Below are 19,290 nucleotides of genomic sequence, written 5' to 3'. Positions count from 1 at the left end.
CAGGTCCACGCGCGGCCCTACGCTGGCGACGTGCGCATCGACTTCCACGGCTCGCCCGCGCCGACCCTGGGGGTGGAGTGGGAGTTCGCGCTGGTCGACCGGCGCACGCGCGACCTCCGCAACGACGCCGCCCACCTCTTCGCGCGGGCCAAGCCACGGATGCCCGCGCCGGGCAAGCTGCACAAGGAGCTGCTCAAGAACACCGTCGAGGTCGTGACCGGCGTCTGCGGGACGGTCGGGGAGGCGATGGCCGACCTGCGCGACACCCTGCGGTACGTCGCCGCCGCGGCCGACGACCTCGACCTGGACCTGTACGGCGCCGGGACCCATCCGTTCGCGGACTGGACCGGGCAGCAGCTCACCGAGGGCCACCGGTACGCCGAGCTGATCAACCGCACGCAGTGGTGGGGACGGCAGATGCTCATCTGGGGCGTGCACGTGCACGTCGGGCTGCCGGAGCGGGACCGCGTGATGCAGGTCCTCACCGGCCTGCTGACCTACTACCCCCACCTCCAGGCGCTCTCGGCGTCCTCGCCGATCTGGATGGGCATCGACACCGGGTACGCCTCCAACCGGGCGCTGATGTTCCAGCAGCTGCCCACCGCCGGCCTGCCCTTCCAGTTCGAGACATGGGCGGAGTTCGAGCACTTCGCCCACGACCAGATCACGACCGGCGTCATCGACGAGCTCAGCGAGATCCGCTGGGACCTGCGCCCCGCGATCAAGCACGGCACGCTCGAGAACCGCATCTGCGACGGCGTCTCCACGCTGGCCGACATGGAGGCGCTGGTGGCGCTCATGCACTGCCTGGTGGTCTGGCTCGACGAGCGGGTCGCGGCCGGTGAGACACTGACCACGATGCCGCCCTGGCATGTGCAGGAGAACAAGTGGCGCGCCGCCCGGTACGGCGTCGACGCGATCGTGATCCTCGACGGCGCGTCGCGCGAGCGGCTGGTCACCGAGGACCTCGCCGAGCTGGTGCCTCGTCTGGAGCCGGTCGCGCAGCGGCTCGGCTGCACGGCGGAGCTGGCCTCGGTGCTGGAGATCGCGACCCGCGGCCCGTCGTACGCCCGCCAGCGCGCGGTCGCCGAGCGCACCGGCAACGACCTGGTCGCCGTGGTGGACTCGGTCGTGTCCGAGCTGAAGGCCGGGCTGTAGGCGACGGCCGACTCAGGACCCGAGGAACTCGATCCGGCAGTCCGCGTCGTCGCACGGCGGCGTCTCGGCCCACACCGTCGCGGGCTCGAACGACGTGCCGGTCGACCTCATCACCTGGACCCCGGTGAACTTGGACTCCTGGGGTGCCTTGACCACGAACACGACGTCACCGCGGCCGTCGCCGTCGACGTCGCTGAGCGTGGCGCCCTGGAGGCTGCGCTTGCCGATCGTGGACGACCCGGTGAAGCCGGCCACCTCCCGCGGCTGTCCCGAGGCCAGGTCGTAGACCTTGATCGCGACGGCCTCGTCGTAGCTGCTGGCCTCGACGGTGACCAGGCTGGTCGTGCCGTCGCCGGTGACGTCGCCGACGAGCTGGGCGTCGGCGTAGATGTCGTTCTCGTACACCGCCCCGACCTCGAAGTCGGCGCCGGTCGAGGTGAGCATCGCGTAGCCCTGGTCGCCGGAGTAGTAGCCGGAGTAGTCCTCGTCCGCCAGCTTCTCCGCCGGGAGCCGGGTCCACAGATCGGCCCTGCCGTCGTGGTCGAAGTCGCCGGCCCGGATCTCGGTCGAGTCCACCGTGGCGTTGGACAGCGCGGCCCAGCGGACCGGCTCGGCGAACCCTCCCGACCCGTCGCCGATGAGGACCTGGACGTCGACGCTCCGGTCGTTGGGGCCGGCGACGGCGAGGTCGACATCGCCGTCGCCGTCGAAGTCGCCGGGTTGGACCTGGATCCGCAGGCCGTACTCCTCGAGCGACGACAGCTGCAGCCGGAAGGTCTGGTCGCCGGGGAACTCGCGGTCGGACGACGACAGGGTCAGCTGCCTGGCGTCGCCGACGAAGGCCCAGGTGAGCGCCTCGTTGACGCCGTCGCCGTCCCAGTCGAGGGAGAGCTCGTCGGGCTCGCGGGACTCCTCGACGGCGAGCTCGCTCGTGGTGAACACCGTGCCGTTGCTGGACGCGGTGATCCGCCGGGTGCTGTCGTAGTCCGGGGAGAAGTAGTAGACGGCGTCACCGTGCCCGTCGCCGTCGACGTCCCCCTGGATCGCGACGGTGCGGCCGGACTCGTCGGAGCCGCCCGGGCCGTCGCCCGCCACGGTGGCCGGGTCGCCGTCCTCCCACGGGCGCAGCGCGGCGAGGGTCCCCGCGGCGCCGGCCAGGAGCACCAGGACGACGGCGAGGGCGAGCCACAGGCCGAGACGGCCGCGGCGGACGGGAGCGGACGGGACGGCCGCGGCAGGCGGGGCGAGCGGAGTGGCCGGTCCGGCGTACCCGAGCGGCGGGACCTGCCCGTGCCGCACCGGCACGGCGTAGACCGTGGGTGGCGTGGCGGTCGGATCGGGGGTGGGCTGCGGGTGGGCAGCCGGAGGCGTCGGGTACGCCGCCGGCGGCACGGGCGCGGACCGGACCCTGGTCGTCTCGTCGGCCGGTGCGAACCTCGTCATCAGCCGGCGGTCGTCGGTCCAGGCGTCGCCGTCCCAGCGCCGCTCCCAGCCGTCGCCGTCCGGGTACCAGCCGGGCGGGGTGATCGTGCTCAAGGCCTCTTCCCATCGTCGCGTGCGGCCCTCCTACCCCACCGGGTGGCCGGTCACGCCTCCGCTCCCGACGCGGGCGACTGCGGCGTTCCGCTTGTGACGCCCGTCACGAAGCGCAAGGATCGGGGCACCTGCGACGAAAGGGGCTGCTCCGTGGTCTCCGTTCCCGGCAACCGGCTGATCGACCCGACCGCCACCGCGTTCCTCCTCGCCGAGAACCGCAACATGCCGATGCACGTGGGTGGTCTCCAGCTCTTCGAGCCGCCGGCGGACGCGGGTTCCGACTTCGTCCGGGAGATGTTCGAGTCGATGCGCGACACCGGCCGGATCGCGCCGCTCTTCCTCAAGCACCCCCATCGGTCGGTCCGCACCGGCGGCACGCTGGTCTGGCGCGAGGACGAGCAGTTCGACGTCGAGCACCACGTGCGGCACAGCGCGCTCCCCCAGCCGGGCCGGGTCCGCGAGCTGCTCGAGCTGGTCGGCCGGCTGCACTCCACGCGGCTCGCGTGGGAGCGGCCGCTGTGGGAGACCCACGTGATCGAGGGCCTGGCCGACGGCCGGGTCGCGATGTACACCAAGCTGCACCACGCCCTCGTCGACGGCATCTCCGCGATGCGGCTGATGGCGAGCGTGCTGTCCTCCGATCCCGAGCGTCGCGCGATGCCCGCGCCCTTCGCCGACGGCGCGGGCCGCGCCACCGCCCGGCATCGCCCCGAGCCGGTGGGTCCGGACTCGCTGCCCGCCGCGGCGGTCGACGCCGCGACCACCGCGGCCCGCACCGTCGCGGACCTGCCGGGCGACGTCGTCCGCACGGCGCTCAGCGTCAGCGCGGACGCGGCCGGCATGCCGCTCGCGCTGGTGAAGACGCTGCGCAAGGGCCTGCGCAACGAGACCTCCGCGGTGTCCCTGGCCGCCCCGCGCACGATCTTCAACCAGTCGATCACCGGCGCCCGCCGGTTCGCCGCCCAGGACTGGCCGGTGGAGCGGATCCGCGGCGTCGGCAAGGCCACCGGCACGACGATCAACGACGTCGTGCTCGCCATGTGCAGCGGCGCGATGCGGACCTATCTCACCGAGCTCGACGCACTGCCCGACCAGTCGATGGTGTCGATGGTCCCGGTCGGACTCAAGGCCCGCCAGGCCGGGACGCCCGCCGGCCATCCGGGCGACGGCGGCAACGCGATCGGCTCGGTCATGGTCCGCCTGGCCACCGACAAGGCCGATCCGGCCGACCGGCTGCGCACGATCAGCCAGTCGATGAAGGACGGCAAGGAGGCGCTGTCCTCGATGACGCCCACCCAGATCGTGGCGATGAGCGCGATCGGGATGGCGCCGTCGATCGTGGTGCCGATGCTGCGGATGCAGGGCATCGTCCGGCCGCCCTACAACCTGATCATCAGCAACGTTCCCGGCCCGCGCGTCCCCCACTACTGGAACGGCGCGCAGCTGGTCGGCAACTACCCCGTCTCGATCCCGATCAACGGCATGGCGCTCAACATCACCTGCACGTCGTACGCCGGCAACATGGGCTTCGGGCTCACCGGCTGCCGCCGGACCGTCCCGCACCTGCAGCGGCTGCTGACCTTCCTCGACGACGAGCTGGCCGCGCTGGAGAAGGCCGCGGGAGTCTCCTGAGTCCGCTCACCGTTGAGTTGCCACTTCCTCACCGTTGAGTTGCCGCAAACTCAGCAGTGAGTTGGTGGCGACTCAACGGTGAGTTGGCGGCAACTCAACGGTGACGAAGCCGCCGCCGACCCGCTCCGCGACGGCCCGCAGCCGTGCCCGGGTGACCGCGGAGACCGTGGTGTGGCCTCCGCGCTCGGCGTTGGAGCCGGCGCGGGTGGGCTCGGCGGAGTTCACCGACAAGCAGGTACGACGCCCGCCGTCGGCCGCATTGGCCAGCGCGACGGCGTGGCCCGTGGTGCCGCTGCCGGCGAAGTAGTCGAGCACCCGGACGTCGTCCGGCATCGTCCCGAGGACGCGCAGCAACAGCCCGGTCGGCTTGGGTGACTCGAAGACGTGGCCGACCAGCTCCTTGAGCTCGGCGACCGCGGTGTCCGTGGAGCCGACCTCCTCGGCGAGCCAGATGGTGGGCAGCTTCTTGCGCCGGCCCCCGACCGGGTGCCGCCAGTCGCGCTGGTAGACGTCCACACGCTCACCGCGCGCGCCGCGCACGATGCGGCACTCGAGGTCGTCGGGGCGTTCGTCGATCCGCGGCCGGGACCAGCGCCACACGGCCGGCGTACCGTCGCCGAAGACGGGCTTGACCTCGACCGCCCCGTCGAAGGGCTCGCTCGCCACCCGACCGGTCGCGGGGTCGCCCCAGAGCGCGTAGTGGAGGGTCGGGGTGGAGAGCGGGTTGAACCGCTTGTTGGTGTTGCGCAGGGGCAGCCGCCGGTAGCGGCGTCCGTCGGGCGCCTCGAGCGGGAAGTCGGATTCCACCACCGTGTGCGGCGAGGACGCGTCGAGCACGCAGCGGGCGGCGTCCTTGGCGTAGACGAGGAGGTACTCGTGCGACGTCGCGAACCCCTTGCCGAGCTGCCGCCCCTTCGGGTTGAGGTTGACCACGACCTGGGCCAGGAAGTTGGCCTCGCCGTACACCTCGTCGAGAAGCAGCCGCAGGTGCGCCACCTCGTGATCGTCGATGCTGACGAAGAGCGCGCCGGTGTCGGCGAGCACCCGGTGCCCCGCCTCGATCCGGGGCCGCAGATAGGCCACCCAGGTCGCATGGCGGCCGGCCGCCCCCGCGCCCCGCGCGCCGCGGAAGTCGTCGCGATAGGCGAAGTCGTTGCCGGTGTTGTAGGGCGGGTCGAGATAGATCAGGTCGTACTCCGTCGGCACCGCGTCGGTCCTGCCTTCGAGCACGGCGGCGAGCACGTCGAGGTTGTCGCCCTCGGCGAAGGTGTTCCAGGCCGGCTCGATGCCCATCGGCACATCGTGACAGGCTCCCCTCGTGTCCCGTCGCACCTTCACCCGAGCCGAGCTGGAGTCCTTCCGTGACGCCGTCGTCCCCGACCTGCTCCCCGATGCTCCCGACCAGCAGCTGAAGCTGCTCTTCGTCGGCATCAACCCGGGGCTGTGGACCGCCGCGACGCAGACCCACTTCGCGCACCCGGGCAACCGCTTCTACCCGGCGCTGCTGCTCGGCGGGGTGATCACCGAGCCGGTCGACCCGGCCGACGGGATGAGCGACGCCGACCGGGCGATGATGCGCGAGCGCGGGATCGGGATCAGCAATGTGGTGCACCGGGCGACCGCGAAGGCGTCGGAGCTGAGCGCCGAGGAGCTGCGGGAGGGCGGGGTGCGGCTGACCGAGCTCGTGGCGCGGGTCCGGCCCCGGGTCGTCGCGATCGCCGGCATCACGGCGTACCGCACCGCGTTCGGGCTGCCGAAGGCCACGCCCGGACGCCAGCCCGAGACGCTCGATGATCTGTGGGCGGGCGCCGAGCTGTGGGTCGTGCCCAACCCGAGCGGCCTCAACGCCCACGAGACGGTCGCCTCCCTGGCGGCGGCCTACCGCGAGGTGGCCCAGGCCGCCGGGGTCGTCTGAGGGGCGCGCACCGCGTGATATCATTGCCCGATATCGGAGGTGATCGACCGTGGAGCAGATCCTTATCCGCAATCTTCCCGCCGGGACCAAAGCCGCGCTCAAGGCACGCGCCGAGCAGCACCGCCGTTCGGTCGAAGCCGAGGCACGCGAGATCCTCGCGGACGCGCTGCAACGTGAGTCCCTCACCCTGGTCGACCTCCTGGCCGGCGACGACGGCGCGGACATCGACTTCGAGCCCGCGCGGCTCGGTGTCACCGCACGCACTCCCAAGCTGTGACTCGTTGGGAGCCCGAGGGGGCCAGGCAGCGATGAGGTACGTCCTGGACACCAATGTCCTGTCTGCCCTTCGGGTACGTGGGCGCAACCCGGCGGTGGAGAGTTGGGCCGTCACGGTGCCGGTGGCCGACCAGTTCGTTGCTGCTACGACGATCAGCGAGATCGAGCGCGGCGTCATCGCCAAGGAACGGACAGACCGCGCGCAGGGAGACGTCCTGCGTCGCTGGTTCGAGGAGCGAGTCCTGCCGGCCTTCGCCGGACGCGTCCTGCCGTTCGACCTGGCTGCCGCGCGGATCCTGTCCACGTACCGCGTCCCCGAGCACGCACCGCTGGACGACGCGCTCATCGCAGCGGTCGCCCAAGCCGCCGACATGACCGTCGTCACCGGAAACACCCGACACTTCGAGCCGCTCGGGGTGACCTGTCTCGACCCGTGGCAACCTCCGCGGCCAACTCGGCGTCCGTCCGGAGTCAGCTGAGCCGTCGGCGCTCCAGCGACCACACCGCCATCAGGGCGACCACGAGGGCGCCGAGCGCGCCGCAGCCGATGGCGCCGGTGAGGTTCAGCTGGCCCAGGCCGGCGAGCAGCGCGCCGACGCCGGTGATCAGGAGGCCGGTGACCCGCGTCCGGGCCACGACGCCCGGCAGGGCGCGGGCGAGCTCGAGGGCGTGGGCGACCCGCTGCGCGTCCAGGTCCTCGAGGCGGGCATGCGGGACGAGGACGGCGTCCGGACCGGTGGCAGAGTCGGCGTCCGGGCCGGCGGCAGGGTCGGGGGCGTCCGTGAACGCGAGGTCGGCCGCCGCCAGCGCCGCCGCGTTGCCGGCGTCGCGGGCGACGAGGGCGACCGTGTGACCGCCGCCGTGCTGGTCGCGGACCAGCTGCTCACGCTGGGCGGGATCCTTGCCGAGCAGCCATTTGTCGATGCCGCAGGCCTGGGCCAGGTGCTCGGTGTCGTGGGGGGTGCCGTCGGAGAGCAGGATCGGCTGGATCCCCGCGGCCCGCAGCCGCGCGACCGCGAGGGCCGCGTCCGCGCGGACCTGGTCGGTGACCGTGAGGTAGCCGAACGGACGGTGGTCGACCTCGACGCCGATGGTCTTCCCGAGCCCGTCGCGCTCCTCCATGCCGAGCCAGCCGGGGGTGCCCACCCGGACCGGGTGGCGGTCGACGGCGCCGCTGATGCCGCGGCCGGGGAAGGACTCGACCGCGGTGAGCCGCCCGGGGCCAGCGAGGCGGGCGATCGCGCGCGCCACCGGATGGTCGGCGGCGGCGTGCTCGAGCGCGGCGGCGAACCACCGCAGGTTGCGTTCGTTGCCCTCCTCGACGGGGTCGATGTCGCTGACCACGAGCTCGCCGGTGGTGACCGTGCCCCAGCGATCGAGGAGGACCGTGTCGACCCGCCGGGCCGCCTGCAGGGCCGCGAGGTCACGGAACCGGACGCCCTGCTGCCGCGAGCGCCGCAGCGCCAGCCACCCGGGCAGCGGCAGCAGGAGTCCGACCAGCGCCGGAAGCAGCACGAGGAGCAGGATGGCGGGATTCACTGAACGCGTCCCGAGTAGCGCTCGAAGTCGCTCTGGTCCCCCGCAACCCACAGCGCGATGCTGGCCTTGAGGACGAGGGTCAGCTGGACGACGTACTCGGGATCGTGCAGCGCCTCGCCGAAGAGCTGGTTGATGCGGCGCCAGCGGTAGCGCACCGTCTGCGGATGCACGCCCAGGCGGGCGGCGATCGCCGGGGCGCTGTCGCGGGTCTCCAGCCAGACCAGCAGCGTCTCGGACAGGATCTCGCGGGAGTTGGGCGTCTCCTCCAGCAGCGGCTGCAGGAGCTCCTGGGCCAGCTGTCGGCGCATGACGGGCTCGGCGTGGAGCCAGATCTCGGTGCGGTAGGCCCGGCAGTCGAGCACGGGGCGCGCCGGCAGGATGCCCTTGCTCGCCAGCGCCAGGGCGCGTTGGGTCCAGCGGTAGGCGGCGGGCGCGTCCCGCGGCTCGACCGGCCAACAGACCGCGAACCGCGCCGCGGGCAGTTGGCTCCTGACGGTGGCGATGGCATCCGCCATGACGTCCTCGCTCGTGATCAATGCGGCCCGCCCCGGTGCGGTCCGACACAGCACAGTGGAGGGAAGCACACTCGGGTCGAGGCGCGCACCCCCCGGAAGCTCGACAGCCGCCACCACCAGCAGCGGCGGGAGCGGCCAGAGCGCCACCTCGGCGTACGCCTCGACGTCGTCGGGGTCCGCGCCGGCGAGCAGCCCGTCGACGAGCCGGCGCCGGGCGAGCCCGCTGTCCTGCTCGCGCGCGGTGCTGCCGGCGTCATGGCCCTGGCGTGCCTGGGCGAGCAGGTGGTCGATGTAGCCGTCGAGAGCGTCGCGGAGGTCCTCCAGCGCGTACGGCGAGACGCCCAGCCGGGCCGCCTCCACTCGGATCTCGGCCCAGTAGGTGCCGGCGGCGACGCGAACCGCGCTGTCCAGGGCGGACAGGTCGGCGCCCACCCCGCCCTCGCGGAAGCCCATCTTGCGGAACAGGTCGTCGGAGGCCATCGAGGAGACCGGCTCACCCAGCGCGTTGCCGAGGAAGTAGGCGGCGGCGCTGTTGACCGCGGTCGAGACCAGCTGCTGACGGTGGTCGCTGTCGGCGAAGCCCGGCACGGTGGACCGGATCTCCTCCGTGACCTGCTGGGCGATGCGCGGCAGGCGACGGCGGACGGAGGGGAGGACGAGTCGGGCGGTCTCCGAGGAGTCCATCTGCATCGCTGCGTCCGGCACGGCACCCTCCCTCTGATCACCGCCTCCCCCTGGACGCTCAGTGTCACCGGTCACAGTCTCACTCCTGTCCTGATCGTTCCTCACGCGCTGCCGACGCGCTCCGGGCACCTGTCATCAGTTGTCATCCAGGTGATAAATCGTCCGGGATCTCGACCAGGGACCCCGGTCCCGGGTGGCTCTCGACGTGGCGCAGCGCCGTCGCCAGGGCGCGGGCCGAGCCGCGCGTGAGCGCCAGCCGAGGCTGCCGGGCCTCGGCCGGCTCGATGCTGACCCACTCCACCGGCGCGCCGACACGACGGTGGAGCTGCACGACGAGTTCGAGGGGAGCCAGGGCATCGGTCACGGGTACAGCATCCTCACCCGTGGCAACGACCGCGAGATCGACCGCCTCGCCGCGGTGCTCCCGGTCGTCCGGGTGGTCGTCCTCGTCATGCTCGCGGAGGCACCACGGCGGACACGGCTCAGCGAGCCAGGTGGGGCGCGAGCTCTCCATGGTCTGCCTCCGGAGTCCGAACGGATGGTGACGGTCTCTGGAGACTAGGAACCAGCCCCGACAACTGCCGCCGTCGACCGGACGTCGTCCACAGGATGCCCCGGTCACCAGATATCCACCTACCAGTATGTACATCTGTGTCGGTGATTCGCTCCATGCTTGACCCCGTGTCTTCCTCGTCTGCCGACCACTCCTGGGATGCCTACGTCCGCGAGATCGGCGTCAACCTCCAGCGGGCCCGTCACGACTCCGGACTGAGCCAGGAGCGCGTGGCGCAACGAGCCGGGATCGCCGCCAACACCTATCGCCAGTACGAGAAGGGCGAGTCGAAGCCCGGGTCGCCGGCCAACATGAGCCTGCGCAACACCATGGCGCTGAGCCAGGCGCTGGGCATCTCCCTCAGCTCACTGCTGCCCTCCTGGGCTCCCGACCTGACTCAGGGCGCGTGAGCCCGGATCCAGCCGGGCCGGAGGGTCACAGCGGGTTCAGGGCCGTGATCACCCACGAGCGGCCCTTGCGCTCGGCCTCCACCCGCAGCTGAGCCGCCGAGACCGAGGACTCCTCGTCCTCCGCACGGCTGCTGGACTGGTCGAGGAAGACCAGCAGCGTCGCCTTGGTCTCGGTGAGGCGCTGGACGCCGGCCACCTGGACCTGCGTGCTCAACGTGAGCTTCTGGTCGGGGGCGCGCTCCTGGAGGCTGGCGAAGAGGGTGTCGTACTCCTCCCGCGCCTGGCCGGAGAGCAGCTGGTCGGCCGCGGCCTTGGTGATCCCGGGCTGCGACCAGTCGTAGCTGAACACCTGGGCGAGCCCGCGGGAGACCTCGGTCGTCACCCCCCGGGCGGCGGCCTCGTCGAGCTGGGCACGGTTGGCCAGTGCGGGGTCGTCGCGCAGCGACTGCGCCCGCAGGCCCAGCACCACCGCGACGGCGATCAGCGCGATGGCGACGACCAGTGCGAGGGCGTGGGCGAGCTGGGCCCGGCTCCCGGATCGCGTCGTGGCCGTCATGAGGTGGCCACCGGGACCTGGCCGAGGTTCTCGAGCTTCCAGTCGCCGTCGACCAGGACGAGGTCGGCGCTGTAGCGGTTGCGCTTCACGGTCGGCTCCTGGGCGGGGTCCTTGTCGGCGACGGTGACCTCCACCGCCGCGATCATCGTGGCGGTGCGGTCGGTCAGCTCGGTGAGCGCGGCCTCGACGACGCGGCCGGTGGCGATCTTGCCCTGGTCGGCCAGCAGCTGGCGCTCGTCGGCGGCGATCGCGGTCAGCTGGTCGCGCAGCACGCCCGTGGTGACCGAGCGCCAGGCCTCCAGGCCCGCCTCGACATCGCGGTAGTCCATCGAGTTCATCGTCTCGACCGCGGCCGTGCCCTCGATGATGGCCAGGTCGCGCAGCTCCGCTCGCGCGAGGGCGGGGTCGTCGTCGGCATTGCTCCACGAGAGGTACGCCGCCACCACGGCGACGATGCTGGCCGCGAGCACGAGCCACGTCCAGCGCCCCAGGCGGAGGCGTCGCGACGAGGCCGCGGCGTCGTCCGCGCCCAGGACCACGACCGACGGGCGTACGTCGGGCTCCGACTCCTTCGAGGACTCGGGCTCCCCGGTCGTCGACTCCTCCGCGGTCTCCGCGGGGGCGTCCCGTCCCTCCGTCACGGCGTCCCTCCCATCAGGTCCTCCAGGCTGCCGGTCAGGTCGACGCCGACCGGCCGCTTGCCCTTCGGCACCGCGCTCGGCCCGCGGACGTTGGTGCCCGCGGTGGGCGAGGTGCAGCCGGCCTCGAGGTTGAACGGCTTGCCGGGGCTCGTGTCCAGACCGGGGCGCATCTCGGTCGCACCATAGCCGGTCACACACGGCATCGGACTGAAGAAGGTGGGCGTGACGCCCATCCGCATGCCCTTCGCGGTCATCACCGCATAGGTGATGCTGATGCCCTCGGGCAGCTTGATCAAGGTCTCCTTGACGCCGGCGGCGTTGGTGCCGAAGACCTGGGCCGTCGAGACGAGGTTGCCCATCAGGTCGCCGAGCGGCTGCCCGACCGTCGAGAAGAGGGCGCCCAGCTCACGCGCGGCCGCGGGTGTCTGCTCGATCAGCTGGCGCCACGAGTCGTTCTGGTCGGCGAGCGCGTGGGCCAGCAGCGACATGTCCTTGCTGAAGCTCTGGAAGCTCTCGGCCGAGGCCTCCTGGGTGGCCAACACCGTGCCGGAGCTGCGGATCAGGCTGGCCGAGACCAGGAAGTTCTTGTCCGCGGTGCGGGCGAACTCCGTCGAGGTCTCGACCAGGCGGGCCATGTGCTGGCCGTTGCCGCGGGAGAGGTCGTAGGTCTCGTCGATGACCGTGGTGAGCGCGTCGGAGGGCACCGAGGCGACGAAGTCGCGGCCGCTGCGCAGCAGCCCGTCGAGCGACGGCGGCAGACCGCCGGCGCCGACGGTGAGCCGGTCGCCCTCGCCGAGCTTGTCGCCGCCGAGCGGCCCGCCGCGCAGGTCGAGGTACTGCTCGCCGATGGCCGAGCGGTTCACCACCCGTGCCTCGACGTCGGCGGGGATGTCGGGTGAGCCGGGCTTGATCCGGACGACGGCACGGGCCCCGTCGCCGGTGGCGACCAGGCTCTCCACCCGGCCGACCGGGACGCCGCGGTAGGTGACCTCGCTGTTGTCGAACAGGCCACCGGCCTCGGTGAGGTCGACGGTGACGCGGTAGCCGCCGACATAGCGGTCCAGGCCGACGTACTGTGCCGCGAGGAAGGTGGTGGTCACCATCGCGAGCGCCATGAAGACGAACAGCTTGGCCTTGGCGGTGATGTTGAGCATCAGTCCTCCGTAGCGGTCGGAGTGGACGACGGCGAGCCGGTCGGGCCGGCCGAGCCGGTCGGGCTCGGGGCGCCGGTGGGCTTGGGGACCTGGATCGTCGGCGACGGGACGCCGGGGACCGGCGAGTCCGTGGACGGCAGCATCGTCGGCGACGGCGAGGACCCGGACGACGGCGACGGCTCTCCCGACGGGGACTCGGGGGCGGCGCCCTTCCCCTCCGTCGACGGCGGCGCGTCCGCGGAGCCGCGCGGTGCCATCGCCGGCCTCCCGGACGCGATGCCGGTGAGGTCGAAGCCCGGCTGCTCCCACGGACAGCCCATCGCGGCACAGCCCGGGGGCAGCGAGCTGTAGTTGGTCGTCACGAAGGCATTGAGGTAGTCGCCCTTGATGGCGCCGAGCACGGCGTCGGGGAACGGGTAGGTCAGCAGGATCTGCAAGGACTCCGGCAGCGCGTCACCGGCGGCGGCGAGGTTCCTCAGGATCGGCTCGAGCAGCCGGAAGTCCTCGATCATGTCCTGCTTCGAGGCGTTCAGGGTCCGCATGGTGACGGTGCTCAGCTGGTTGAGCGACTCGAGCATCGCCACCAGCTGCGGTCGCTGATCGGCCAGGACCTTCATCCCGGGGCTCAGGCCCTCGAGCGCCGTGGCGATCTTGTCCTTGTCGTCGTCGAGCGTCGCGGACAGGTCGGCGAGCGACTCGAGGGCGTCGGCGATCGCGTCCTTGCGTGCGTCGAGGCTCTCCACGAAGACCCGCGTGGTGCGCAGGAAGTCGCGGATCTGCTCGGGCCGGCCGTCGGCGACCTTCTGCAGCTCCTGGGAGATCTCCTGGAACTTGCCGACGGCGCCGCCGTTGAGCACCGTCGAGACGGCGCCGAGGACCTGCTCCACCTCGGCGACCTGGCTGGTCGCGGCGAGCTCGATGTGGGAGCCGGTGCGCAGCTCGCCCCCGCCGGCCGCGGTGGCGGGCCGCACCAGGGCGACGTACTTCTCGCCGAGCAGCGACGACTGCTGCAGCCGGGCGCCGGTGTTCTCGGGGAGGTCCAGGTCGTTGCGGATCACCAGGGTGACGCGCGCGCTGAGCCCGTCGGGGTTGAGCTCGATGTCCGAGACCCGGCCGACGGCGATATTGGAGACCTTGACGCTGCTCTGCGGCACCAGGTCCACGACGTCGGTGAAGTCGACGGTGATGGTCATCGGGTCGTCGCCGACGTCGGCGCCGCCCGGCAGCGGCACGTCGTAGATGCCGCCGCCGAGGCCGCATCCGGACAGGACGAACGCCAGGACGCCGGCCGCGGCGGCCCAGCGGCCGCCCCGACGGGTACGCCGGGTCCGGTCGGGGAATCGGGTGCTCATCGTCGGCTCCTTCCGGCGCCCTCGAACATCGTCGGCGGCGCGTTCTCGGAGGTCCGCGCGGTGAGCGCGTCGGCCCAGATCGTGGCCTCGTTGAGGTTGCCGCGACCGACGAGCACGTTGTGCTCCGGGTCGTAGAGGTCGAGGAGGTTCTGCATCAGCACGGGCGCCAGCCGCACCATCTCCTCCAGGGAGTCGCGCTGCTTGCGCAGCACCTTGGTGGTCGGCACCAGGTTGTCGACGCTGTCCTTGAGCTTGCCGCGGTTCTGGCGGATGAAGTCGTCGAGCACCTGCATCGCCTCACCGAGGTTCTCGGCCGCCGCGCCCATGTCGTCGCGGTCCTCGGCGAGATAGCCGGCCACGTCGGCGAACTGCTTGTTGACCTCGCCGACCGCGCCGTCGTTGGCGAGCAGCATCGCGTTGAGCTTCTCGAAGTTGCTGATCGTGGCGAAGAACTCGTCGTCGAGCCCGGACAGCGTCGCGCTGGCCTCGCCGAACTCGCGGAACATCGTGTTGAGGCCCTCGCCCTGGCCGTCCAGGTTCTCGGCCGCGACCTCGAGCAGGTCGCTCAGCGCGCCGTCCCGGTTGGCCCCCTCCGGGCCGAGCGCGTCGGACACGCTCTTGAGGCCGTCGTACAGGTCGTCGATCTCGACGGGCACCGCGGTCCGGTCCATGCTGAGCTCGGTCCCGGAGCGGAGCTTGGCGGTGCCCTCCCCCGCCACCCACGGGACGGTGAGCTGGACGAACCGGTCGCTGACCAGGGTCGGGGCGATGATGACCGCCGCGGTGTCGGCGGCCACGTCGCGGCCGGGGTCGAGCTCCATGGTGACCCGGACGGTCTCGCCGTCCGGCTTCACCGAGGTCACCTTGCCGACGGGTACGCCGAGCACCTGCACGTCCGAGCCGGGGTAGAGGCCGACCGTCGACTCGAACATCGCGCTGAACCGGACCGGCTCGTCGCGCAGCAGCGCCCGGAGACCGAAGCCGCCGGCCACGAGCAGCAGGACCACCAGGCCGATCACGAGTCGGCGTTGGCGCAGGGAGCTCATCGGGCACCTCCGGGGTGGCAGTTGCGGACCACGTCGTTCTCGAGGATCGGGTTGAGGTCGTCGTCGAAGAGGCCGCACAGGTAGGAGTCGGCCCAGGGACCGTTGCCCGTGGCCGAGGCCAGCACGCGGTAGTAGGGACCGAGCTGGCGCAGCGCCTTGTCGAGGTTGTCCTGGTTGCGCTCAAGGATGGCGGAGACCTTGTCGAGCTTGGCCAGGGCCGGCGCCAGGGTCTTCTGGTTGTCCTGGACGAAGCCGCGCACCTGGGCGCCGAGGTCGGCGGTGCCGACCAGCATCGCGTTGACCGCGTCCCGGCGCTGCTGGAGCTCGCCGAGCAGGTCGGACCCGTCGTTGATCAGGGCGGCGATCTGCTCGTTGCGCCCCGCGAGGGTGCCGCTGACCTGGGTGGTCGCCTTGAGCAGCTCGGCCAGGTCGTCGTCGCGGGTGGAGATCGTGCGCGACAGCGCGGTCAGCCCGTCGACCATCTGCTGCACCGAGTCGGGGGTGCCGCGGAAGGCGTCGGCGATCGCCCGGAAGCTCTGCTCGAGCTGGGGCGTGTCGATCTCGCTGGCGGTGGTGCTCAGGTCGGAGAAGGCCGCGTTGACGTCGTACGGCACCGAGGTGCGCTCGCGCGGGATCGCACCCTTCAGCTCACCCGAGCCGAGCGGGTCGATCGAGAGGAACTTCTGCCCGAGCATGGTCTTGACCTTGATCGCCGCAGAGGTCTGGTCGGGGAGGTCGACGCCCTTGGCGCGGAAGCGCACGACGACGTCGCGGCCCCGCAGGTCGACCTCGCTGACCTCGCCGACGCGGACGCCGGCGACCCGGACCTCGTCGCCCGGGCTGAGCCCGCCGGCCTCGGCGAAGACGGCCTCGTGGACCGGGCCGCCGCCGACGACGGGCAGGGAGGACAGCTTCATGGCGGCCGTGAAGGACACGCCGATGACGATGATCCCGACCACGGCGATCATGACCAGGTTGCGCTCCGCGAAGGAACGGCGGTAGCGGGTCATCAGTGGCACCTCTCCGCGACCGGCAGGGCACCGAGGTCGCCCATGTATCCCTGGGGCATGGGGATCCGTCCCTCCATCGAGCACAGATAGGTGTTGAGCCACGATCCGTAGCTGCTGAGGCGGCCGATCCGGTCCAGCTTGACCGGCAGCATCTCGAGGAAGGACTCGACCTCGTCGCTGTGCTCGTCGAGGTTCTGCGAGAGCTTGCCCAGGTGCTTGATCGACTTGCGCACCGCGGGGCGGGTCTGGCCCAGCAGGTCGGCGACGCTGGTGGTCAGGTCGCCCATGCCGCTGATCGCGCCGCCGATGGCGGCGCGGTCCTCGGCGAGGCCGGAGACCAGCTGCTGCATGGTGAGCAGCGTGGTGTCGAGCTGGTCGGAGCGGTCGTTGACGGTGGTGAGCACGCTGCTGAGGCTGGAGATCAGCTCGCCGATCACCTGGTCCTTCTCGGCCAGGGTGGTGGTGAGGGACGCGGTGCTCTTCAGCAGCCCCTCGACGGTGGCGCCCTCGCCCTGGAAGACGGCGATGATCTGCTCGCTGAGGCGGTTGACGTCGTCGGGGTCGAGCATCCGCAGCAGCGGCTGGAAGCCGTTGAACAGCAGGGTCAGGTCCAGCGCGGGCCGGGTCTGGTCGATGCCGAAGGTGTGCCCGGGCTTGATCGTGTCAGCCGAGGCGCCGGACGTCGTCGTACTGCTCGCCGGGGCGATGCCGCTGCCGGTCTGCCCGGCCGTGGGGCTGCTCGTCACGCCGGACGGCTGCACCAGCGCCAGGTAGCGCTGGCCGACCAGGTTGCGGAAGCGGATCTGCACGATCGTGGTGTCGGGCAGGCGGACGCCCTTGCGGACCGTGAACCGCACCTTGGCCAGCCGGCCGTCGGTGATCTTGACGTCCTTGACGCTGCCGACCTTCACGCCGGAGACGCGTACGTCGTCACCGCGGCTCACGCTCGTGACGTCGGTGAACACGGCCGCGTAGTCCTGGGCGTCGCCGCCGGAGCTGTTGCGGATCGTGAGGGCGAGCACCGTGGTGGCCAGCACGGTGACCACGGTGAACACCAGGGCCTTCACCGCCGTCCAGCGCAGCTGGTGACGGTCGGACGCGCCGCTCATCGCAGCACCACCTTCGTGTTGCGCAGGGTCGGCCCCAGGAGCAGGCTGCTCCACGTCGGGTAGTCGCCCGGGGCCATGCCCTGGGTGGGTGCGATCAGCTCGGCGATCAGCTGGTTCTCGCCGGGCGAGTTGGCGTCGCCCAGCCCGGTCATGGCGTACTCGTAGGACTGCACGCTGCTGCCCGGCGGCGGGGCGATCGCGGGCGGGTCATCCGCTGCGCCCGTGTCGCCGGACCCGGCGGCGGGGGCGTCGCCATTCGGGGTGCCGCTGGCGGGCCAGCCGGTGTCGGCCGCCTCGGCCGTACCGGGCAGCGTGGCCCGGGGGGCGGGCTGGGTGCCGACCTGGCCGGTGACGTACGGGCACCGGGGCTTGGGGTTGCCCTTGGTGTAGGTGATCTTGTCGCGGCCGGCGAGGTACTTGCTCCGCGTCGGCACCACCTGGAGCACCGCGTGCAGGCCGGGCTCGCCCTGGCCCTCACCGAGCGCGGCCTTCATCTTGGGGATGTAGTCGCGCACCGCACGGAACAGGCAGGGGAACTGCGAGGCGTAGGGCGAGGTGGCCCGCAGCGCCTTGCGGCTCTCCTTGGACAGCACGGTGATCGTGTTGTGGTTGTCGGCCACCCAGCCGCGGGTGGTGTCGGCCGAGCCGATGACGCTGGCGTAGACGTCGCGCAGCTGGGTCTGCTCGTCGACGAGGAGCTTCGCGCTGGTGGTCATCGTGGCGAGCGCGTCGACCAGGTCGGGCGCGGCGACGTTCCACTCCTCGGCGACCCGGCCGAGCCGGGCCAGGTCGTCGGCCATCTGCGGCACGAGCGGCTCGAGCTTGGTCAGGTAGCCCTGCCAGATCGACATCGCGTCACCGATCTTCTCTCCGTTGCCGCGCAGCATCTCGGCGAACTCGCCCATCATCGCGGCGAGCTTGTCGGGCTGGATCGCCTTCATCACCGGCAGCAGCTCATCGAGCACCTGCTGCAGCTCGGCGGCCTCGGCCGACGCGTCCTGGCGGATGACGTCGCCGCCGCGCAGCCGGCTGCCACTGGGCTCGCCCGGCTCGACCAGCGCGACGTACCGCTCGCCGAAGAGGGTCTTGGGCAGCAGCCGGGCCACGATGTTGTCGGGCAGCAGCTTCAGCACGTCGGGGTTGAGGGCCAGCGACAGGGCGGCACCGTCCTCGGTGGCCCGGATTCTCTCCACCCGCCCGACCGGCACGCCGTTGAGCTTGACGTCGGAGCCGGTCTGCATGGCGTTGCCGACCACGTCGGTGCGCAGCGTGACGGTCTCGCTCGGCACGAGCACCCGGTGGTAGGCGAGATAGGCCACGGTCAGCAGGACCACCGCCAGGCCGACGGCGCAGGCTCCCACGATCACGTCGCGGATCCGGCCCGGATTGCTCGTGCTCATCCCGCGATCCTCACCGTGGTCGTGGCGCCCCACAGCGCCATGGACAGGATCAGGTCGAGCAGCGCCACCGCGACGAGACTGCGGCGCACCGCACGACCCACCGCGACGCCGACGCCGGCGGGACCGCCGGAGGCCGAGAAGCCCATCCGGCAGTGCACCAGGATGATCATCACGGCGAAGACGAGCACCTTGACGAACGACAGCAGGATGTCGATGGGTGGCAGGAAGAGCTCGAAATAGTGGTCGTAGGTGCCGGCCGATTGGCCGTAGACGTAGACGGTCACCAGCCGGGAGCCGGCGTACGACGTCAGCAGGCCGATCACGTAGAGCGGGATGATCGCGATGAAGCCGGCGATCACCCGGGTCGTGACGAGAAACTGGACGCTGGAGACGGCCATCGCGGTGAGCGCGTCGACCTCCTCGTTGATCCGCATCGCGCCGAGCTGGGCGGTGAAGCCGGACCCGACGGTCGCCGAGAGCGCGAGCGCCGCGACCATCGGGGCGACCTCGCGGGTGTTGAAGTAGGCCGAGATGAAGCCGGTCAGGGTGGCGGTGCCGATCTGGTCGAGGGCGGCGTACCCCTGCATGCCGACGACGAGGCCCACCGACAGGGTCAGACCGAGCATCACGCCGACGGTGCCGCCGATGACGGCCAGGGCGCCGGAGCCGAAGCTGACCTCGGCCAGGAGGCGCATCACCTCGCGGGGGTAGTGGCGGATCGTCGCCGGGACGTGACGCATCACCTCGCCGTAGAACCGCATGTCGGCGCCGATCTGGGCCAGCTTGTCGACCGGCCGCATCGCC

At 71.7% G+C, this 19,290-nt stretch carries 21 protein-coding genes; 7 read left to right on the top strand and 14 right to left on the bottom strand.

Translation table 11 applies throughout. From position 1 onward, the window contains the following. The first annotated feature begins 30 nt into the window (after window positions 1-30). Window positions 31-1,158, top strand: a complete 1,128-nt coding sequence (locus RB608_RS08605; RefSeq protein WP_308087397.1) for a glutamate--cysteine ligase — start codon at window positions 31-33, stop codon at window positions 1,156-1,158. 12 nt (window positions 1,159-1,170) lie between these two features. Here the strand turns inward: RB608_RS08605 and RB608_RS08600 are convergent, their stop codons facing one another. Next, entirely contained in the window at window positions 1,171-2,694 is a 1,524-nt protein-coding gene (locus RB608_RS08600) for a DUF2510 domain-containing protein (RefSeq protein WP_308087396.1), read from the bottom strand. Between the two features lie 150 nt (window positions 2,695-2,844). On the opposite strand from RB608_RS08600, the gene RB608_RS08595 reads away from it, so the two are divergent. Beyond that, entirely contained in the window at window positions 2,845-4,326 is a 1,482-nt protein-coding gene (locus tag RB608_RS08595) for a wax ester/triacylglycerol synthase family O-acyltransferase (RefSeq protein WP_308087395.1), read from the top strand. 72 nt (window positions 4,327-4,398) lie between these two features. Here the strand turns inward: RB608_RS08595 and RB608_RS08590 are convergent, their stop codons facing one another. Then, complete coding sequence (locus tag RB608_RS08590) at window positions 4,399-5,556, bottom strand: site-specific DNA-methyltransferase (protein WP_392390980.1); 1,158 nt, start codon at window positions 5,554-5,556, stop codon at window positions 4,399-4,401. Here RB608_RS08590 and RB608_RS28280 point away from each other — a divergent pair. The 4 genes from RB608_RS28280 to RB608_RS08575 are packed head-to-tail and all read left to right on the top strand — an operon-like array spanning window position 5,510 to window position 6,996. Beyond that, the gene (locus RB608_RS28280) at window positions 5,510-5,632 is read left to right on the top strand and encodes a hypothetical protein (protein ID WP_392390979.1); all 123 of its coding nucleotides are present in this window, start codon (window positions 5,510-5,512) and stop codon (window positions 5,630-5,632) included. The two genes, RB608_RS08590 and RB608_RS28280, sit on opposite strands and share 47 nt — an antisense overlap. Window positions 5,633-5,644: 12 nt before the next feature. Then, a complete protein-coding gene (locus RB608_RS08585; RefSeq protein ID WP_308087393.1) occupies window positions 5,645-6,241 on the top strand; it encodes a mismatch-specific DNA-glycosylase in 597 nt (198 codons plus the stop codon). 49 nt (window positions 6,242-6,290) lie between these two features. Then, window positions 6,291-6,518 carry an Arc family DNA-binding protein gene (locus RB608_RS08580; RefSeq protein WP_308087392.1) on the top strand — a complete coding sequence of 76 codons (228 nt, stop codon included), beginning with the start codon at window positions 6,291-6,293 and terminating at the stop codon, window positions 6,516-6,518. 31 nt (window positions 6,519-6,549) lie between these two features. Further along, a complete protein-coding gene (locus tag RB608_RS08575; RefSeq protein ID WP_308087391.1) occupies window positions 6,550-6,996 on the top strand; it encodes a PIN domain-containing protein in 447 nt (148 codons plus the stop codon). Here RB608_RS08575 and RB608_RS08570 read toward each other — a convergent pair. The 3 genes from RB608_RS08570 to RB608_RS28275 form a co-directional block, all read right to left on the bottom strand. Next, the gene (locus RB608_RS08570) at window positions 6,989-8,056 is read right to left on the bottom strand and encodes an HAD family hydrolase (protein WP_308087390.1); all 1,068 of its coding nucleotides are present in this window, start codon (window positions 8,054-8,056) and stop codon (window positions 6,989-6,991) included. The two genes, RB608_RS08575 and RB608_RS08570, sit on opposite strands and share 8 nt — an antisense overlap. After that, a complete protein-coding gene (locus tag RB608_RS08565; RefSeq protein WP_308087389.1) occupies window positions 8,053-9,276 on the bottom strand; it encodes a helix-turn-helix domain-containing protein in 1,224 nt (407 codons plus the stop codon). Before RB608_RS08565 ends, RB608_RS08570 begins: the two co-directional genes overlap by 4 nt. 121 nt (window positions 9,277-9,397) lie before the next feature. Next, window positions 9,398-9,769, bottom strand: coding sequence for a DUF6907 domain-containing protein (locus RB608_RS28275; RefSeq protein WP_392390977.1), 372 nt, complete (start codon window positions 9,767-9,769; stop codon window positions 9,398-9,400). 167 nt (window positions 9,770-9,936) lie between these two features. Here RB608_RS28275 and RB608_RS08555 point away from each other — a divergent pair, with 167 nt between their 5' ends. Next, on the top strand, window positions 9,937-10,218 hold the full coding sequence (locus RB608_RS08555) for a helix-turn-helix transcriptional regulator (protein WP_308087387.1): 282 nt from the start codon (window positions 9,937-9,939) through the stop codon (window positions 10,216-10,218). 25 nt (window positions 10,219-10,243) lie between these two features. Here RB608_RS08555 and RB608_RS08550 read toward each other — a convergent pair whose 3' ends face one another. The 9 genes from RB608_RS08550 to RB608_RS08510 are packed head-to-tail and all read right to left on the bottom strand — an operon-like array spanning window position 10,244 to window position 19,286. After that, the gene (locus tag RB608_RS08550) at window positions 10,244-10,774 is read right to left on the bottom strand and encodes a hypothetical protein (RefSeq protein WP_308087386.1); all 531 of its coding nucleotides are present in this window, start codon (window positions 10,772-10,774) and stop codon (window positions 10,244-10,246) included. After that, window positions 10,771-11,415, bottom strand: a complete 645-nt coding sequence (locus RB608_RS08545; protein WP_308087385.1) for a hypothetical protein — start codon at window positions 11,413-11,415, stop codon at window positions 10,771-10,773. The genes RB608_RS08550 and RB608_RS08545 overlap by 4 nt, the downstream gene beginning before the upstream one ends. Next, window positions 11,412-12,569: an MlaD family protein gene (locus tag RB608_RS08540; RefSeq protein ID WP_308087384.1), complete on the bottom strand. Its 1,158-nt coding sequence runs from the start codon at window positions 12,567-12,569 to the stop codon at window positions 11,412-11,414. Before RB608_RS08540 ends, RB608_RS08545 begins: the two co-directional genes overlap by 4 nt. Next, complete coding sequence (locus tag RB608_RS08535) at window positions 12,569-13,921, bottom strand: MCE family protein (RefSeq protein ID WP_308087383.1); 1,353 nt, start codon at window positions 13,919-13,921, stop codon at window positions 12,569-12,571. Before RB608_RS08535 ends, RB608_RS08540 begins: the two co-directional genes overlap by 1 nt. Further along, window positions 13,918-14,967 carry an MCE family protein gene (locus RB608_RS08530; RefSeq protein ID WP_308087382.1) on the bottom strand — a complete coding sequence of 350 codons (1,050 nt, stop codon included), beginning with the start codon at window positions 14,965-14,967 and terminating at the stop codon, window positions 13,918-13,920. The genes RB608_RS08535 and RB608_RS08530 overlap by 4 nt, the downstream gene beginning before the upstream one ends. Further along, entirely contained in the window at window positions 14,964-15,977 is a 1,014-nt protein-coding gene (locus tag RB608_RS08525; RefSeq protein ID WP_308087381.1) for an MCE family protein, read from the bottom strand. Before RB608_RS08525 ends, RB608_RS08530 begins: the two co-directional genes overlap by 4 nt. Beyond that, window positions 15,977-17,086 carry an MCE family protein gene (locus tag RB608_RS08520; protein ID WP_308087380.1) on the bottom strand — a complete coding sequence of 370 codons (1,110 nt, stop codon included), beginning with the start codon at window positions 17,084-17,086 and terminating at the stop codon, window positions 15,977-15,979. The genes RB608_RS08525 and RB608_RS08520 overlap by 1 nt, the downstream gene beginning before the upstream one ends. After that, window positions 17,083-18,486 (bottom strand): MCE family protein, encoded by a 1,404-nt coding sequence (locus RB608_RS08515; protein WP_308087379.1) that lies wholly within the window; start codon window positions 18,484-18,486, stop codon window positions 17,083-17,085. Before RB608_RS08515 ends, RB608_RS08520 begins: the two co-directional genes overlap by 4 nt. Next, window positions 18,483-19,286 carry an MlaE family ABC transporter permease gene (locus tag RB608_RS08510; RefSeq protein WP_392390978.1) on the bottom strand — a complete coding sequence of 268 codons (804 nt, stop codon included), beginning with the start codon at window positions 19,284-19,286 and terminating at the stop codon, window positions 18,483-18,485. The genes RB608_RS08515 and RB608_RS08510 overlap by 4 nt, the downstream gene beginning before the upstream one ends. Between the last annotated feature and the right edge of the window lie 4 nt (window positions 19,287-19,290).

The organism is Nocardioides sp. LHD-245 (assembly GCF_030929495.1).
Lineage (GTDB): Bacteria > Actinomycetota > Actinomycetes > Propionibacteriales > Nocardioidaceae > Nocardioides.
The sequence above is the reverse complement of the archived record's forward strand: the minus strand, read 5'-3'. Positions and strand labels throughout refer to the sequence as shown.

Excerpts from the sequence above, each read along its gene's own strand:
- RB608_RS08575 (WP_308087391.1), top strand. The coding sequence starts at position 6,550 with ATGAGGTACGTCCTGGACACCAATGTCCTGTCTGCCCTTCGGGTACGT.
- RB608_RS28275 (WP_392390977.1), bottom strand. The coding sequence starts at position 9,769 with ATGGAGAGCTCGCGCCCCACCTGGCTCGCTGAGCCGTGTCCGCCGTGG.
- RB608_RS08550 (WP_308087386.1), bottom strand. The coding sequence starts at position 10,774 with ATGACGGCCACGACGCGATCCGGGAGCCGGGCCCAGCTCGCCCACGCC.
- RB608_RS08540 (WP_308087384.1), bottom strand. The coding sequence starts at position 12,569 with ATGCTCAACATCACCGCCAAGGCCAAGCTGTTCGTCTTCATGGCGCTC.
- RB608_RS08535 (WP_308087383.1), bottom strand. The coding sequence starts at position 13,921 with ATGAGCACCCGATTCCCCGACCGGACCCGGCGTACCCGTCGGGGCGGC.
- RB608_RS08530 (WP_308087382.1), bottom strand. The coding sequence starts at position 14,967 with ATGAGCTCCCTGCGCCAACGCCGACTCGTGATCGGCCTGGTGGTCCTG.
- RB608_RS08525 (WP_308087381.1), bottom strand. The coding sequence starts at position 15,977 with ATGACCCGCTACCGCCGTTCCTTCGCGGAGCGCAACCTGGTCATGATC.
- RB608_RS08520 (WP_308087380.1), bottom strand. The coding sequence starts at position 17,086 with ATGAGCGGCGCGTCCGACCGTCACCAGCTGCGCTGGACGGCGGTGAAG.
- RB608_RS08515 (WP_308087379.1), bottom strand. The coding sequence starts at position 18,486 with ATGAGCACGAGCAATCCGGGCCGGATCCGCGACGTGATCGTGGGAGCC.
- RB608_RS08510 (WP_392390978.1), bottom strand. The coding sequence starts at position 19,286 with ATGCGGCCGGTCGACAAGCTGGCCCAGATCGGCGCCGACATGCGGTTC.